Origin of the sequence: Vibrio sp. Makdt, assembly GCF_027587015.1 — a bacterium.
GTDB lineage: Bacteria > Pseudomonadota > Gammaproteobacteria > Enterobacterales > Vibrionaceae > Vibrio > Vibrio chagasii_B.
The window spans coordinates 111,397-129,032 of sequence record NZ_JAPPTH010000012.1 but is presented as its reverse complement, the minus strand read 5'-3'; the positions used below and the strand labels follow the sequence as shown (position 1 = coordinate 129,032).

13 protein-coding genes are annotated in these 17,636 nt (G+C 44.7%); 5 read left to right on the top strand and 8 right to left on the bottom strand.

What is annotated here, in order from left to right; all coding sequences use genetic code 11:
* Nucleotides 1–91 precede the first annotated feature (91 nt).
* The gene (gene nagK, locus OH460_RS16090; protein ID WP_008217891.1) at nt 92–1,000 is read left to right on the top strand and encodes an N-acetylglucosamine kinase; all 909 of its coding nucleotides are present in this window, start codon (nt 92–94) and stop codon (nt 998–1,000) included.
* 128 nt (nt 1,001–1,128) lie between these two features.
* Here nagK and OH460_RS16085 read toward each other — a convergent pair whose 3' ends face one another.
* The 6 genes from OH460_RS16085 to OH460_RS16060 form a co-directional block, all read right to left on the bottom strand.
* A complete protein-coding gene (locus OH460_RS16085) occupies nt 1,129–1,395 on the bottom strand; it encodes a DUF2960 domain-containing protein (RefSeq protein ID WP_061034061.1) in 267 nt (88 codons plus the stop codon).
* A 217-nt stretch (nt 1,396–1,612) separates the two neighbouring features.
* Nucleotides 1,613–3,430 (bottom strand): bifunctional molybdopterin-guanine dinucleotide biosynthesis adaptor protein MobB/molybdopterin molybdotransferase MoeA, encoded by a 1,818-nt coding sequence (locus OH460_RS16080; protein ID WP_269998585.1) that lies wholly within the window; start codon nt 3,428–3,430, stop codon nt 1,613–1,615.
* Complete coding sequence (mobA, locus tag OH460_RS16075) at nt 3,430–4,014, bottom strand: molybdenum cofactor guanylyltransferase MobA (protein WP_017112061.1); 585 nt, start codon at nt 4,012–4,014, stop codon at nt 3,430–3,432. Before mobA ends, OH460_RS16080 begins: the two co-directional genes overlap by 1 nt.
* Nucleotides 3,992–4,711 (bottom strand): energy-coupling factor ABC transporter ATP-binding protein, encoded by a 720-nt coding sequence (locus OH460_RS16070; protein WP_008217897.1) that lies wholly within the window; start codon nt 4,709–4,711, stop codon nt 3,992–3,994. Before OH460_RS16070 ends, mobA begins: the two co-directional genes overlap by 23 nt.
* Before the next feature lie 10 nt (nt 4,712–4,721).
* On the bottom strand, nt 4,722–5,420 hold the full coding sequence (locus OH460_RS16065; RefSeq protein ID WP_008217899.1) for an ABC transporter permease: 699 nt from the start codon (nt 5,418–5,420) through the stop codon (nt 4,722–4,724).
* A 196-nt stretch (nt 5,421–5,616) separates the two neighbouring features.
* Nucleotides 5,617–6,423 (bottom strand): substrate-binding domain-containing protein, encoded by an 807-nt coding sequence (locus tag OH460_RS16060; RefSeq protein ID WP_061034058.1) that lies wholly within the window; start codon nt 6,421–6,423, stop codon nt 5,617–5,619.
* Nucleotides 6,424–6,726: 303 nt separating this feature from the next.
* On the opposite strand from OH460_RS16060, the gene OH460_RS16055 reads away from it, so the two are divergent.
* The 3 genes from OH460_RS16055 to OH460_RS16045 all read left to right on the top strand — a co-directional run bounded on the left by OH460_RS16055 (nt 6,727) and on the right by OH460_RS16045 (nt 12,086).
* Nucleotides 6,727–8,190 (top strand): sigma-54-dependent transcriptional regulator, encoded by a 1,464-nt coding sequence (locus tag OH460_RS16055; protein WP_269998575.1) that lies wholly within the window; start codon nt 6,727–6,729, stop codon nt 8,188–8,190.
* Nucleotides 8,180–10,207: a sensor histidine kinase gene (locus OH460_RS16050; RefSeq protein WP_269998573.1), complete on the top strand. Its 2,028-nt coding sequence runs from the start codon at nt 8,180–8,182 to the stop codon at nt 10,205–10,207. The genes OH460_RS16055 and OH460_RS16050 overlap by 11 nt, the downstream gene beginning before the upstream one ends.
* Nucleotides 10,208–10,466: 259 nt before the next feature.
* On the top strand, nt 10,467–12,086 hold the full coding sequence (locus OH460_RS16045) for a methyl-accepting chemotaxis protein (protein ID WP_269998571.1): 1,620 nt from the start codon (nt 10,467–10,469) through the stop codon (nt 12,084–12,086).
* 142 nt (nt 12,087–12,228) lie between these two features.
* Here the strand turns inward: OH460_RS16045 and OH460_RS16040 are convergent, their stop codons facing one another.
* Nucleotides 12,229–13,119 carry a mechanosensitive ion channel family protein gene (locus tag OH460_RS16040; RefSeq protein WP_061034054.1) on the bottom strand — a complete coding sequence of 297 codons (891 nt, stop codon included), beginning with the start codon at nt 13,117–13,119 and terminating at the stop codon, nt 12,229–12,231.
* A 1-nt stretch (nt 13,120) separates the two neighbouring features.
* The gene (locus OH460_RS16035) at nt 13,121–15,466 is read right to left on the bottom strand and encodes an ATP-binding protein (protein ID WP_269998569.1); all 2,346 of its coding nucleotides are present in this window, start codon (nt 15,464–15,466) and stop codon (nt 13,121–13,123) included.
* Nucleotides 15,467–15,927: 461 nt separating this feature from the next.
* Here OH460_RS16035 and OH460_RS16030 point away from each other — a divergent pair, with 461 nt between their 5' ends.
* Nucleotides 15,928–17,511, top strand: a complete 1,584-nt coding sequence (locus OH460_RS16030; protein ID WP_008217915.1) for an ABC-F family ATPase — start codon at nt 15,928–15,930, stop codon at nt 17,509–17,511.
* The last annotated feature ends 125 nt before the right edge of the window (nt 17,512–17,636 follow it).

The following is a 17,636-nucleotide window of genomic DNA, read 5'->3' as shown; positions in this document are numbered from 1 at the left end:
TTTGTAGGGGGAGTGTTATGGATAATGTTCCCCAGTTGTTTTATTTAAAGAGTTTATTTGCCCGAATTTAGGGAAAAATTGGAGAGATTTCATGTATTACGGCTTCGATGTTGGCGGCACTAAAATTGAATTTGGTGCATTCAATGAGAAACTTGAGCGAGTAGCAACAGAGCGCGTTCCAACACCAACAGATGACTATCAATTACTGCTTGATACGATCGCTGGTTTAGTAAAGAAATACGATAGCGAATTCTCTTGCGAAGGCAAAATCGGCCTTGGCCTTCCTGGTATGGAAAACGCAGACGACGGCACTATGCTGGTTGTTAATGTTCCTGCATCAACAGGTAAGCCACTACGTAAAGATTTAGAAGCGCTAATCGGTCGTAGCGTAAAAATCGAAAACGATGCGAACTGTTTCGCGCTTTCTGAAGCATGGGATGATGAGCTAAAAGACGAGCCATCGGTTGCTGGTCTAATTCTAGGTACAGGTTTTGGCGGCGGTTTAGTTTACGAAGGTAAGGTATTCTCTGGTCGTAACCACGTTGCCGGTGAACTAGGCCATATGCGTCTACCTTTGGATGCATGGTTCCACCTTGGGGACAACGCACCGCTTTTAGGTTGTGGTTGTGGTAAAAAAGGTTGTCTAGATAGCTATCTGTCGGGTCGTGGTTTCGAATTGATTTACGAGCACTACTTTGGCGAGAAGAAGAAAGCGATTGAGATCATCCAAGCTTACAACGAAGGTGAGGCTAAAGCGGCTGAACACGTTGACCGCTTCATGGAGCTTTTGGCTATCTGCTTTGCGAACCTGTTTACTGGCCTAGATCCACACGTTGTTGCACTGGGTGGCGGTCTTTCAAACTTCGAGCTTATCTACGAAGAAATGCCAAAGCGCGTTCCTAAGTACTTACTGTCTGTTGCTAAGTGTCCGAAGATCATCAAAGCAAAACACGGTGATTCAGGTGGCGTTCGTGGTGCTGCATTCCTAAACATCAAATAGTGATGGCTTTCAGCTAAACAAGTTACGCAGAATAAATAAAAATGCCGCAATCTCGAAAGAGGTTGCGGCATTTTTTATTGTTTGGTGATTTTAGCTATCGATTAGCAAGAGCGAAGCTCTCTAAGAACTTACTTATTCTTTTTACCAACACCAAGGTTTTCTTTTTGCTTCAGCGTAAGCTTTGAAAAACCTAGCTTACGGAAGTAATTGTCTTGGTAGTTGCGAACTGCTTTAGTATCTGAAATCAACTCAAGCTGCTGCTCTGTTTTTAAATATTCAGTGATGTCGATGCCTTCAGCATCAGCAACCGCTTCTTGGATCGTGCGGTGTTCTTGCTTTGAAAACAGTAACTCTTTGTCTTCGTCTTTGTACGTGTACAGAATGGTACGAGCCATGATGCGCTCCAATAGAATTTTTACTTTGGGCGCACTGTACATAAAAACCGTACGTCGCTCAAGGTAATGGTAAGAAATCTTAAGATTAACTTAGTTAATGGGTTACTTATTAAGGTTGTTCAGAAATATAAAAGCCCCTTGCGACTAAACCATCGCAGAAGGGGCTTCGAACGTTCGAACTTCAGTGTAATCAATACACCTTAGGCCGTTTTATTAATTAAACACGACCTTGCAACGGAATGATCGTCACTGTTTCACCAACTTTCACGGTATCAACCGATGGTGAAATTTCAATTAAGCAGTTTGCTTCACTCATTGAGCGCAGAATGCCTGAGCCTTGTTTACCCGTTGTCTTAACTTCAAGTACACCAGATTCGTTCATAGTGAATACACCACGGCTAAATTCAGTTCGGCCTTGGCGAGAACGTAATTGCTCAGTTGCTACCGCATTCGCTTTTACTGGTGTCCAGTTTGTTTGACCTTGCAGCTTACGAATCGCTGGCTCAACAAAGTTAATGAACGACACCATTACGGCAACTGGATTACCCGGTAAGCCGAAGAATGGCTTGTCTTCAATTTTACCGTAAGCAAGAGGGCGCCCCGGGCGCATGTTGATACGCCAGAAGTTAATCTCTCCTAGTTTATCTAACGCAAGCTTGATGTAGTCGGCATCACCAACAGACACGCCACCAGAAGTCAGAACCATATCGGTTTCAAGTGACGCAGCGTGCAGTACATCCATCATCTTTTGTTCGTCATCTTCAATGATGCCGTAATCAACGATGTCACAGCCAAGCTTTTGCAGCATGCCGATAATAGTAAAACGGTTTGAGTCATAGATAGAGTTTGGTTTTTGCTCACTTCCCGGTGCTTGAACTTCATCACCCGTCGAGAACACGCCCACTTTCACTTTACGCAGAACAGGGCAGGTACCAAAACCCAGTGATGCCATCATACCCATTTCTGGTACTTCGATTCGTGTGCCACGAGTAAAGACAGGTTGGCCGATTTCAAGATCTTCACCCGCCATACGGACATTTTGTCCTACTGAAATTTTCGCATCTAGGAAGCTAACGACGTCACCTTCTTGAACAGCCTGCTCACGCATCACAACCACATCAACACCTTCCGGCATTGGTGCACCTGTCATGATCTTAACCGCTTCACCTTGTTGAACGGTCTTGTTGTAGCTGTGTCCTGCCATCACTTCAGCAACAACATGGTAGCTATCCAGATCTAAATCTTCACTACGAATGGCGTAGCCGTCCATTGCAGAGTTAGTGTTCTGAGGTACATTGATTGGTGAAATAACATCTTCCGCCAATACGCGACCATACCCTTGTTCTAAGGCAACAGATTCCGTCAGCTCTAATGCATCAATACTATCAACAATCTTTTGCTGACCTTGAGTCACGGTAAGACCTGCAGGAGAGAAAGAGTCACAACACACAACTGGCGTGTTGTCTTTTGAAGATGCACACGAAGCGACTTTACTTGTTTTCGAAACTGGATCGAACGATTGTGCATAGTCGATGATGAAATCACGAATCGCTTCTAAGTCGCTGATCGCCATTTGTGGCAGGTCAGATTCGACTTTGCTGTCGGCTGCGATAGCAATGATGTTGTCATCATTTGGATAAAGCCAAGGTTTACCCACTTCATCACGGTGAAGCTCGATTTTAGGAAAAGCGATGTTCTTGCAGCCTTCAACCAAAATCAAATCCAACGTGTTGGTATCGAAACGGGTAAGCAGATAATCAAAATCAGCTTCGGCTTCTGGCGTTTCTGTCATCATTACATGACGGTTACGAGAGCTGATCAACATTTGGTTTGCACCAGCTTTACGTAAGCGATAGCTGTCTTTGCCCGGCTTATCGACATCAAAATCGTGGTGAGCATGTTTAAGAACGCCAACGTTCAAACCTGCGTCGGTTAACAAAGGTAACAGGGCTTCAAGTACCGTTGTTTTACCTGTGCCGCTGTAGGCAGCAAAACCTAATAACGGCAGGTTAGGGCGTTGTTTTGAATCTTTCATTATTGAAGCGTTCCGAATTGGGTGAGTTCTTCTGGCGTATTAAGGTTTACAAAGCAGTTTGGTGCATCGCTGAAGTCGACGTACTCAGTGACGCACTCTTTATAGAGCAAGATTATCTTGCGATCGCCACGCTCTAAAAAGGCTTCTAGCTTTGGAAGAACACGCTTGTGGAATAGGGTAAACACCGGTTGTTTGAATTCGCCATCGTGAGCCACAAGAATGTCACTGTCTTCTTTTACCGCCGCACAAAAGCGCTCTACAAGATCATCACTGATTTGTGGACTGTCACATGGGACAAAACCGACCCAATCAGTGGTCGCGTTTTTAAGGCCAGCATGAATACCGCCCAATGGCCCCGGATAATCAGGGAACGAATCGGAAACAACCGGAGCGAATGCTTGGTAACTGTCGAGGTTACGGTTGGCATTGATGGTGATGCTGACATCTTGTTGTGACAGCTTGTCTATAACGTATTGAATAAGCGGGGAACCGTTGAGCTCAACGAGTCCTTTATCTTTTCCGCCCATACGGCTGGCTTGTCCGCCAGCCAAAATAACCCAACTAGTTTGCGTTGGAAGCAGCATAAATATTCTCTTGTGCTTTGTTCTTTTTAATTACTTGCAGAAGCGGTGACTCAGCTAGCGTGTTGTCTTTGATCCACCATTGCTTCTTGCACAAATCGGTTAACGCGTTGGTTTGGTGACTGGTAATGACTAAACTCGCGCCTCTCTGAAGAAGATCTTCGGCCATAATCACCAATCTTTCAATAGATTCTTTGTCTAAAGAAGCACTTGGCTCGTCCATCAGCAAAATTGATGGCTTGAGAATCCAAGCTCGTGCCATTGCTACGCGTTGACGTTCACCACCAGACAACACAGAAATGTGTTCATCTGCTAGGGTTTCTAAACCTACCATCCTCAACGCATTAATTATTTGAGCTCGCTTATCTTTTTGGCTCTCTTTACTAAAGCGAATCCCATAAGCGACATTTTGGTACACAGAACCATCAAATAGGTAAGGTGTTTGATGTAGATAGATGATGTCTTTAAATTTTAGTCTAGGGAACAGGTTATGTTGCCAACTTTGTGTCGGTGACTGAATACGGCCAGAAGTCGGCTTAATCAATCCAGACAGAATTTTTAATAGAGTGGTTTTTCCTACACCGTTATCGCCCTTAAGATAAATCGCATCGTTTGGACCGATCGACAATTCAGGGATGTGGAACAAAACACGCTCTTTGTAGCGCATTGAAATTTGCTGCGTTGTTATTTTTATACTCATGACAGCGTTCCTAAGTTCTTAAATAGCCTTTTCCTCTCACACTAGAAAGGAAAAAGTTAAGGGCTAATGCCAATGCCAATAAAACCATGCCTAACGCCACACCTTGAGCGAAAGCACCTTTGTGACTTTCCATTGCAATAGCGGTAGGGATGTTTCTTGTCATTCCCATAATGTTTCCGCCAACCATCATTGAACAACCAACTTCAGTGACGATACGAGAAAACGCAGCAATGACTGCCGCCAGTAGAGGAAAACGAGTTTCCCAAATCAAGGTGCAGGCAACGCGAGTGGTTGAAACTCCCAGAGTGCGTGCCGTTTCGACAGCTCGGCGATCACTGGCTTGCAGCGCACCGTGCATCATGGCAACTAGAATAGGAAAGCAGATCAGCATCTGACCTAGAATCATAGCCTTTTGAGTGAACAGCAATTGCCAGTCGCCCAATGGGCCAGAACGAGAGAGCATCATGTACATCAATAAGCCAATAACCACGGTTGGTATTGCTTGCAATGTGTTGATTACAGAGAGTAACGCCCATTTCCCAGGGAATTCCGTGTAGGCCAATAAGAAAGCCATGATGATAGAGGGAACAATTACCAGAGAGATGGCGGACAAAGATACGCTGAAGGACACCGCGACAATTTGCCACAAGTCGTGGTCAAAATTCACCAGTAAATTCAATGCATCTAGCGTTGTTTGCCATAAGGTCATGAAGTATCTCGTGTGAATCGATAATAGGTTTTTATCGGTAATGACTGATGTTAATCATAGCTGACACAATATTAATGAGCCTTATTGGCCAGCTATTATTTCTTTACTTGTTTGGTTTGCTGACTCGTTAAGCGTAATGCTATTTTGCAAAGAGTGAACCTTTAACCCTATTTAGCACAACCTAGCGAGCGACAAACTACTCAGCACTCGCAACAAACAGTTGCTTGCCGTGCAGCTTAAAGTCGTTAATCAGTTTTTGACCTTTAGGGTTAACCAACCAATCGCTGAACGTTTTTGCTGCTTGGTAGTGAATGCTTGGGTAGCGCTCTGGGTTAACTAGAATTACTTGGTAAGGGTTGAATAGGTTTTCGTCACCTTGGAAAAGGATTTTTAGATCCAATTTATTTTGGTAAGCCAGCCAAGTGCCACGGTCAGTCATTGTGTAACCTTGCATCTCTGACGCCATGTTTAGAGTAGGGCCCATGCCTTGACCAACGCTGCGGTAGCCGCCAAAGTTTGGCTCCATCTTAGTTTGAGCCCAGATCCCCATCTCTTTCTTATGTGTACCTGAATCATCACCACGAGACACAAACGTTACATTGTTTGTCGCAATCGCTTTAAATACATCCGCCACTGCTTTTTGAGATTCAACTTTCGCTGGGTCACTTTCAGGGCCAACGATCACAAAGTCGTTGTACATCAATTTACGAGGTAAAACGCCGTAGCCTTTCTCAACAAAGTTAGCTTCTGCTTTTGGTGCGTGTGTCATCACCAAATCCACATCACCGTTTTCACCCATGCGAAGTGATTTACCAGTACCCGCTGCTAAAACATCGACTTTGATACCCGAATCTTTTTCGAATTCAGGCAGTAGATAATCCAGTAAGCCAGAATGATAAGTGCTTGTCGTTGTCGCAAGCTTGATATGAGTGGTGTCTTCTGCGCTGCTAGCCGAGTAACTGACGATAGATAGAGCTGCAATAGTTAGGGGAATTGCTTTCATTATTATTATGTCCATTTTGTTAGAAATGAATGACATGTCTTCAGTTTTAAAGGGCTCAAAGAAGGACATGTGCATAAGATGCTAATTATAGTAATTAGAAATCCTCTCCCTATAAGCAATCTTAATGCCAACAAATAATGCATCAAGTCTCATTAAATTGCTGTTATTTCGGACAAAACTGCGTCATTTCGCTAGATAAAATCAACCAAAACATGAGCTAGGACAAAATGTCGCACATTGTCCCTGTTGAACAAAAGGTTAATTGGTACACTCTGTCCCAACTTTCCCTTTCGGCTGATCATTATGTCTTTACCTAGTTCAAACGCCTCTAACCTCAATCCAAACACCTTGACTCAATATCAGGCGTTTTCGGTCCTGGTGGTCGATGATGAAATTGGCATGCAGGCAATTTTAAAGAAAGCACTAGGTAAGTACTTTGGCAAGGTGTCGAGTGCAGGCTCTGTAGAAGAAGCAGAAACGCTACGTTGCAATGAACACTTCGACCTGATCGTTCTCGATATTAATCTTCCTGGTCGCTCTGGTATTGAGTGGGAAGAAGCCTTCAATGATAGCGACCGAAAAGCAGATGTTATCTTTATGACTGGCTATGCCGATCTGGAGATGACCATATCAGCACTCAAGCTCGGTGCTTCAGATTTCATTTTAAAGCCATTTAACTTAGAACAGATGATTCAAGCTGTACTTCGTTGTATGGATAAGCGCCTTGACCAAAGAATGCAGTACGCGTTGAAGCGTGATGTCAGCCGCCACATCAAAACCGAGATTATTGGTAACTCAGATAAGACCAAACAACTTAAGCTTCTTATTAGCCAGTTTGCTCCATCAAGAGCGTCCGTGTTGGTAGAAGGTGAGTCTGGTACCGGTAAAGAGTTGGTTGCACGAGGTGTTCATGAAGCCAGTAAACGAACTGGACCATTTGTCCCAATCAACTGTGGTGCGATTGCTCCAGAGCTTCTTGAAAGTGAATTATTTGGTCACACCTCTGGTGCCTTTACTGGCGCGAAGAAGAATCGCGAAGGTTTATTCAGAGTGGCTAACGGCGGTACGCTATTCCTTGATGAAATTGGCGAAATGCCGCTGCCTATGCAAGCTGCACTGCTGCGAGTGCTCGAGCAACGTACCATTCGCCCCGTCGGCAGCGAGAAAGAGATATCCGTAGACGTTCGTGTTGTCGCGGCAACCAATAGGAATCTTCAGGAAGAGGTCGAGAAAGGGCACTTCCGCCGCGACCTATTTTACCGACTCAATGTACTTAAGATTGATGTGACTCCGTTACGCGAACGACCATCCGATCTGATTGAGCTTGTTCCATATTTCACGCGCCTGTTATCGAGTGAATTAGGTATGCCGATACCTAATTGGGCACATGAAGATATCTTAGCGATGAATGAATACGAATGGCCGGGCAATATTCGCGAGCTTAAAAACCTCGTGGAGCGCTGCATTCTGTTAGACAAGCCACCAGCTCACTATTGGCGAGATATAAATGGCGACCCTGCACCTGCGAGCATTTCAGTGACGGTGTCACATGGTGCTGAAGTGCCGAACTTGAATACAACGGACGCTGCTGAAGGCTATCCAAACACTTGGACACTTAAAGAAGTGGAGAAAGCACATATCGAACAGCTTGTGAGTTTTCACGATGGTAATAAGTCTGCAGCGGCAAGAGACCTTGGCGTTGCTCGTAAAACCTTAGAACGCAAATACAAAGACTGGAACACAGAAGGCTCAGAATATGCCGATTAGACGTCAGTGGTGGGCAAAGTGGGCGTTCCGCTTCAAAACCATGGTGCGCTACCGTTTACTGTTTCTCACGTCAGCACCGATCTTTCTTACACTGTGCGCGCTCGTTGCGATCACCTTTTATTGGTCTGTTCACTATACGTGGCAAGGCGCTTTGATCGATGTTGATGAACGTCTCGACGTCGCAGACAACAGTATTCATCTGATTCAAAACCAGCAAGCTTATAACGTGCGCGCATTTGCTGAATCTTACAACTTTCGAACGAAGCTTGCGAGCGACGTGCCTCAAGATGAACTCATTCGTTGGGTCTCAGAGAATAAGTCACGATATGAGCTCGATTTTTTACGCTGGCGCAGCGTAGAAAGCATGGAAAAGAAGCTTGAATATCTGAATCTCACACATAAATCATCGTTTTTCAGTGTGTTAGACAGTAATGAACTCGATTACTTAGATCGTGATCTTGCAAAAAAGGCAGAGGTTCCGATGCTTAATGGTCATGATGTTGAAACACGTGGCTTGGTTAGCCGTACTGTCGTATCCATTAAAGATAAACATGATCATGTGATCGGCTTTCTTGATGGCGGGATCTTGTTGAATAACAGCACTCAGTTGGTCGATCAAATCAGCAACCTGATCTATCCACAGAGAGAGGGCTTCAACCGTCATGTAGGAACCGTCACCGTATTTCTTGACGACCTTCGTGTGAGCACTAACGTGCCATTAAGCAGTGAAGACAGTGCAGGGCGTGCAATTGGTACGCGAGTTTCTCACGAGGTTCACTCTAAAGTCTTAAACGAGGGCAAAGAGTGGCTCGACAGAGCATATGTATACGATGCATGGTACATCACGGCTTATCAACCAATTCACGACCAGTTTGGCAACGTGATCGGCATGCTATATACCGGTTACCTAATCTGGCCGCTCATTGAAACCTACCTGACTAACCTTGGCGAAATCAGCATTACTATCGTTCTGTTGTTGCTTGTTTCAGGTTTGATCGTTCACAGAGGTGCGCGCGATCTTTTCAACCCTATTGAACGCATTCATAAAGTGGTGAAGCTAGTACAGATGGGGCAAGACAAGCGAATTGGTACGTTAGGACTGGATGATCAACATGAGCTTACCTTACTTGCTAAACAATTCGACAAGATGTTGGATCTGCTGCATGAGCGCAATCAAGAGATTCAACAAGCGGCGTTAGAACTCGAGTGTAAAGTCCATTCTCGCACCGCTAGTTTGAAAGAGAAAACCGAAGAGCTCGAGCTGCATATCAAGCTGCTAAACCAAGCCAGAGATAAGCTGGTGGTCAATGAGAAGCTGGCAGCGCTCGGTGAGCTAACCGCTGGTATTGCTCACGAGATCAACAATCCAACAGCGGTAATCCTTGGCAACGTTGAGTTGATGAAATTTGAACTAGGGGATGAAGTAAGCCGTGTCGAAGAAGAAGTCCATGCCATCATGGAGCAAATCGACCGAATCCGAAATATTACGCGAAGCTTGCTGCAATACAGCCGACACGGTGGTGTGCAGGATGAGATCACGTGGCAACACATCAACCCGATCGTCGATGAAAGTATCACGCTCGTGAAAACTGGGGCGAAAAAGCGCGGCATGGTTTACGTTTCGAACTTAAACGCTAAAACATCGGTTGAAGTAAATCGAAACCAATTGCTGCAGATTCTGGTCAACCTACAAATGAATGCGATTCATGCAATGGACGGGCAGGGAACATTAACAATCTCGAGTGAAGATTGGGTAGAAAACGGCGTGTCTCATGGCGCTATCGTGCATGTTGAAGACGAAGGTTGTGGCATCAAAGAAGAGCAATTAAAGCGCATCTTCTCGCCATTCTATACAACGAAACGCGACGGGACTGGCTTAGGCTTATCCGTATCTCAAAGTATCTTAAGTCAAATTGGTGGCGAGATACGAGTAGAATCAGAAGTGGGTAAAGGAAGCCGCTTTAGTATCTACCTTCAGCAAAAAGCGACACCACAGTTATTGGTGTCTAACCTCTAAACCTGCTACGGCTATCGTTCGATGGTTATCCTAGCTCGCTTGGGCTGTTGTTTTTACATTCAGCCCAAGCACGAAAATCCCACACTACTAAACTATCACCAATCAAACCTCAACCTCTGCCAGTTTGACCTATACCTCTTTTTGGTTATGTAACACAGTGTATATTTGGTGTTCTTGATGCATATCATCTGAACTGTACAAAATTTTGATAACTTGGTCGAAAATCCATAATCAAAACAAATAATAAAGTCAGTCAGCTATGAAATTAAGTAACTTATCTATCAAGTCAAAACTCGCCTCAATTGTCGTTCTATCGGTTGTACTGCTAGTAATGGCATCTACATTTAACCTCATGCAGCAAAGAGCCAGCTCTATGGAAGAGCGGCAAGATAAGCTCAGTGCTCAAGTTGAAACCGCAGTAAGCTTAGCCGGCTATTACTACAGCCAACGTAGTGTACTAGGTGAAGAAGTCGCAAAGGAGCGAGCGCTACAAGCCATTAAGACGCTTCGTTATGACAACACCAATTACTTCTGGATCCTCAACCAGCAGCTCAACATTATTAGTCATCCGCTCAAACCTGAGCTTAATGGTACCAACGCAGGTAATTTGAAAGACGGAGCAGGAAAGCACCATTGGCGTGAAATGGTGACGATCTCACGCTCTCCTCAAGAGAAAGGCTTTCTTGATTACCAGTGGATGAGCCCTCAAGGTGAGCTAAAAGATAAAATCTCTTACGTACAACTCTTCCCTGAGTGGAACTGGATTATCGGCTCAGGAATACTGGTCGCTGATATTCAAGAGGCTTTCTACGCATTAGCACTGAAGGAAGGCATGGTCGCAGTTGTTTTATCAGGCTTACTGTTTGCGATGGGTTATGCGATTTCAAATAACATAATCGTCCCGCTTAACAAGCTTATCGATAACACGCATAAAATTGCCGATGGTGACCTTCGTGTCCGTATGAACATGACACGTAAAGATGAGTTGGGCGATATGAGCCACCAGATCGACACCATGCTCGACAAACTGCAAACAACGCTTCGTACAGCAAACGAGTCTGCGGATCTGTCTAGTAATATGGCAAGTCATATCGCGCAGGCCAGTGAAGAGGCAGCAACCAGTGTGAATTCGCAACATGCACAGCTTGAACTGTTATCGACCGCAATGACAGAGATGAGCGCGACTATTTCAGATGTCGCGATGAATGCAGAAAACACCGCTGCGAGTACCAACAAAGTGGTCGATCACGCTAACCAAAATGATGAAAACATGCATGTAACCGCAACGACCATATCTCAAGTATCTGAGAACATTTCAACTGCAAATAACTTGGTCAGAGATCTTCAATCTGGTGTTACAGAGATAAGCCAAGTGGTTGGTGTGATTCGCGATGTGTCTGAGCAAACTAATCTACTAGCGTTAAACGCCGCTATCGAAGCGGCACGTGCAGGGGAACAAGGGCGCGGTTTTGCTGTAGTTGCTGATGAAGTTCGTAACCTAGCAAGTCGAACGCAAAATTCTACCAACGAAGTGCAATCGACCATCGAGAAGCTAACACAACAAGCCGAACGTACATTTAATGCTATGCAAAGCAGCAACGAAAAAGTGGACCACAGCGTGGTTGCATCTAATGAGACACGCCAGCAACTCGATGTGATTGTGAATGAGCTACATAACGCCAATGATATGGTCTCGCAAATTGCTGCTGCGTCCGAGCAGCAGAGCACAGTAGCAACAGAGATGAGTGAGAGTGTTACTGGTATTCATTTGGCCGCTAACGAAGTCCTACAGGCTTCACAATCGCTGGCTGAAGACAGTCAGAAGATGGCAAACACCACTGAACATCTCACAGAACAGTTGAAGTACTTTAAGGTTTAGCGCTTTTCACCAGAAACTTATGGAGCCATAGAGCGGTAAAATTAATAGCTGTTACATAGGCGGCAACCATAAAAAACACCTCCGATTCTTATTCAAGTGCGGAGGTGTTTTTGTTTCGAACAATCGAGTAATCAACCTAAAGCTATGAGTGAGCAGCCACCGAGATTTTAGGTGGGTTGATGTTGTGTTTCTTAAACTCTTTCATGACACGAAGCGTAATATCTGTCTCGAACAGTTTCTCATAGGCTGTGTCCACCACATAAGCCTTACAGGTTAGCTGTATTGCTAGGTAGTTGTCAGTAATGGTCTGTTTCACCAACACCGTCACAGGCTTAGGTAGGTGGATGTAACGGCTTGATGAGGCCGCTTCCTGTATCAGATCACGGGCGAGGGTGATGTCCTCGTCCATACCGACGTAAAACGGAATCACCACCTGCATATCCAGCGCGCCATAGTTACCACTGGTGGTGACTTCGTTTAAGAACTTGTTGTTTGGAATCGTGATGATGTCGTCATTCAAAGTTCTCATACGTACCGAGCGTAAACCGATAGTAATAATGTCGCCGTAGTTACCTTCAAACGTGACACGGTCACCGACTTGGAATGGTCTGTCAATCATTACGGTGATACCCGCGATGAAAGAGGCCGCCAAGTCTTTAAGCGCAAAGCCGACCGACACGGCAAGAGTACCACCAATCAGAGCCAAGATTTGGTCGTTGATACGGAAACTCATCATGAACACGATAAGACCCGTGCTCACATAAATGAAGAACTGCATGAACGATTGAAGCTTTTGCAACAGCATTCGATATTGAACGAACTGACTACCAAAGCTTGTCACCATTGAGTTAATGAACTTCAACAATAACCACATCGCTGCAATGACGATGATGGAGAAGAACACGCCACTCCAACGAACCAAGCTCGCGATCTTAGAAATGTTTTCTACATTGGCTAACTCTTCTGTCGCATAAGTCGGGAAACTTACCGCCGTTGCCAAGCCAACAAATAATAGGACAAATAACTTCTTCATTTTACTTCACCAATAAATGTTGACGGTCAAGAACGTTAGTAATGTGACGGAACCAGTGATCAGAGATTCTTGCCTTATCTTCATTCCAGCCAATGTAACCACGGCTCTCAAAGTAGCGAAGAATACCGGTGATTTCAGCAATACTTAGCTGAGTACATTCTGATAGCACCTCGGTAGACGCGATTTCTAACTGAACGATAGAGCGCAATACCGCCAGCATAGGTTTTGGCATGTTCTCTAGTTCTTGCGCTTCTGGTACATGGAACAACCTGACAACCGCTTGGTCTGTCTCTTTATTTCTATTTAAAGAAAGACGGAAGAAACGCAGTGCAACGGTTGGGTTACCATCGGAGTAGTGCCACAAGATACGATAGAAACCTTGGCGCGCGCGCTCTTCTTCGCTCATGTCATCTTGGTCCCACTGTTTTGGTACCACTAAACCATCAAACGACAATGGCTTATCGAGTTCAGTATTGATACGGCTGGTTAGCAACTCGCCAACTTGTTTCTCAGTCCAGCGTGGAAGGAAACAAACCAAATCAAACAACAGACGCTCGCCACGAGCTCGGTCGACAAATCGCCAGCTAGACTTAGCAATCGACATCACGATTCTGTGGTTCTTCTTCGAACGACGAAGTAAGTTAGTTAATCGAATCAGAGCAGAAAGACCACCAACCATTGGCTTAACTAGGCGCTGAGCATTATCAATTGCAATGAGGTAAGTCGTTTCGCTCTTGCGAAGATGTGCCAAGATTTGAATCTCAGTTGCGTCTTCTTCTAAGCCGATGCTTACTGCTAGGTGACACAGTAATTCTTGGTAACCCGCGTAAGGGCAACTAACGTAAATTGGTTCTGCATTCGATACCTTGTGCAGTAGGGTATACAGAAGCGTTGTTGCACCCACGCCACGTTCACCCGACACGATACAAATTGCTGGGCTGTCAGACATAAGATAACGAGACAGTTGTTTTACTTCGTCGCCTGCATAGTCAATCAGCTCGCTGTCGATGGATCCAGGTAGAATGTACTCGTATGTTTGATCGCCTTTAATACGCACTAAGTTTTTCTGATTCTTATCGAGGTCAGACTGCTTAGCCACTTCAATCCTAAACAGGTAAGCCAGTGCTTGACTGAATACTGTGTAGTTCGAAAGCAGCGACATGATGCGATGCTGGAAGTGATAAACACTCAACCAAGCAATACCAAGCGCAGTCGCGATGATATTAAGTAAAAAGGTATCTTGGCGATTCACGGCCCAGTTAACCCACACTGGGCGATCAGAGATATGTTCTAAGCTATTGAATACCTTCGCTCTCCATAATCGAAGTACCGAGATGGTCACCAACACAAACCAAAAGAATAGAACGCTATAAATCCAACTGTAGATGGTGCCTTTACCCAGCGTGATGCTTGAGATTTGCAGAATCACACCAGCAACAATGAAACTCCATACGTAACGGCGAATCGTTGAAAGGCGTAGCGCAATGACTTCTTTGTTTGAGGTACGTCCCATGCGGTATGCAAACTCAAGAATGAAGCTGATTGCGATCGAGCCACCTAAAATCCACCACGTGAAGATCTCGAGGAATATAAGATGTTGCAGGCTAGGGATACTTGAAAGCACACGCAGCGAAAGCGTGATCGCAATTAACCAAGCAATGGCTCTATCCGCACGGCTCACATACCAAATTAAACGAATCAGGAATGGAGGGTTTGGTTTCGCTTCAAGCAGGTTAACGCGAAACAGTTCGATCAACCTTTTACTGTTCGCTAACCACCACACCAGCGCAAAATAGATGAACAGCACTTTTAACGCTGCACCAATCACAGGAACCGGGGAAATAAAAATGTCTTTAATAAGCGCTTTGAAGCTGCGTATTTGGAAATACACCAAGTATTCGACGTTTAGCTTTGTCAGTTCCCACTCTTGTTTGAACTGGGTAACACCGTAAGGACCAAAACCGGTCAAGCGTTCTCTGTTACTTGTGGTGCTTTGCTCCAATAAGTGCTGCTTGCTCACATTCAAACTGTTCAACGTGACGTAGCTAGACTCTACATCGAACCACTGTTTTGGCTCGCTGTTTTCTCGATAAGCCTTGAGTCGTTTATCGAACGTTGCGATTTGCTGATTCTGAACACGCAGCACTTCAGCGAGCAACAGATTTACCTTGCGCTTATCTGACGCCTCCATAAAAAGAGGGTCGGGAAGCTCATCGATACGATTACTCAGATCTTGGGCAATGTCAGAGACCTGAGGTTGTGATTGTAAGTCATATTCCAAGTTGGCATGACTCGGCCATGAGAGCATGGCTAATATGAGGAATAAGAAGCGCGGTAATGAACGCATAAAAGTCTCTTAGAATTATGAGGTTAGGATTACTATAGTTAGATAATCGAGCTTTGTGAAATCTCATGCATTAATGAGGGCGAGTACTTTATCCCCGAATCTTGGTGTTTTGTCATGAAACTGTCAGGCGTTAGACTAGTCTTTGTGCATTAGAGGGTGCTGTGAATAGCTATGTATAAAGAAGCTTTGGTTGTAACGGGTTGTTATGCGATATATTAAATTATTTATAAGAGATATGTCTTTATATAACGCGAATTTTACTCAGTGGCTCAATACTTTATATGTTGCACAGTTTGGCTATTTATCGCTCTATAAATAGAAATCAAAAATGTGAGTTATCTCAAACTATGATTTAGCTAGGTTATCGCTCACTTATTAGCGGGTAATTGCAATCAATACTTGCAGTTAAAGCCCTGAACAAGTAACGTTGCGGCGTTTTTCACATTAAAAAGGTAAAGGCATTGATCTCCACAGCAAATATCACCCAACAATTCGGCGCTAAGCCACTTTTCGAAAATATTTCAGTTAAGTTCGGCGAAGGTAACCGTTACGGTTTAATCGGCGCGAATGGCTGTGGTAAATCGACGTTCATGAAGATCCTATCTGGTGAACTTGAGCCGAGTGCTGGTAACGTAAGCTACGATCCAAACGAGCGCGTTGCAAAACTGAACCAAGACCAATTCGCTTACGAAGAATTCTCGGTAATCGACACAGTTATCATGGGTCACAAAGAGCTTTGGACTATTAAACAAGAGCGTGACCGCATCTATTCTTTGCCAGAAATGAGCGAAGAAGACGGCATGAAGGTAGCTGATCTTGAAGTTCAATTCGCTGAAATGGACGGTTACATGGCAGAAGCGAAAGCGGGTGAGCTTCTTCTTGCTGTAGGTATCGAAGAAGCATTGCACTTCGGCCTAATGAGCGAAGTAGCACCTGGTTGGAAACTTCGTGTGCTTCTAGCACAAGTTCTGTTCGCAGACCCGCACATCATGCTTCTTGACGAACCAACGAACAACCTGGACATGGATACCATCAAGTGGTTGGAAGATACGCTAAACCAACGTAACTGCACAATGATCATCATTTCGCACGACCGTCACTTCCTAAACTCTGTTTGTACGCACATGGCTGACCTTGATTACGGTGAACTTCGCCTATTCCCAGGTAACTACGATGAGTACATGACGGCTGCGACTCAAGCGCGTGAACGTCTACTGTCTGATAATGCTAAGAAGAAAGCACAAATTGCTGAACTTCAAACGTTCGTTTCTCGTTTCTCTGCAAATGCATCTAAAGCGAAGCAAGCAACGTCTCGTGCTAAGCAAATCGATAAGATTCAGCTTGAAGAAGTGAAAGCTTCTAGCCGTCAGAACCCATTCATTCGTTTTGAACAGTCTAAAGAGCTATTCCGTAACGCACTTGTGGTTGAAAACCTATCTCAAGGTTTTGAAGAAGACCTATTCAACAAGTTCGATGCGATCTTCGAAGTAGGTGAGCGTGTTGCGATCATCGGTGAGAATGGTGTGGGTAAAACAACACTACTGAACACACTAGCTGGCGAACTTGAAGCTCGCACTGGTGAGTACAAGTGGTCTGAAAACTCAAACATCGGTTACTACGCTCAAGACCACGCACATGACTTCGAACAAGACATGAACCTGTTCGATTGGATGAGCCAATGGCGTCAAGAAGGTGAAGACGAGCAGGTAGTTCGTGGCTTCCTAGGTCGTATGCTATTTGGTCAAGACGACATTAAGAAATCAGTTAAGGTAATTTCTGGTGGTGAGCAAGGTCGTATGCTTCTTGGTAAGATCATGATGCACAAGCCAAACATCCTACTTATGGATGAACCAACTAACCACATGGATATGGAATCTATCGAAGCGCTTAACTTGGCTCTTGAGAACTACAAAGGCACATTGTTCTTCGTATCTCACGACCGTGTATTCGTAGACTCTCTAGCAACGCGTATCCTTGAAATCAAAGATGGCAAGATCAACGATTTCCGTGGTACTTACGCTGAATTCCTAAAAGCACGTGGCTAATCTAGACTAGTGCTTCGGACAACCGCTGTTTGTAGACATATGTAGTCTACAGATAACAGAAAGTGTCCTTATAGAATTAAAACGCCCTTATCAGCATAAAGCGATAAGGGCGTTTTTATTACCTA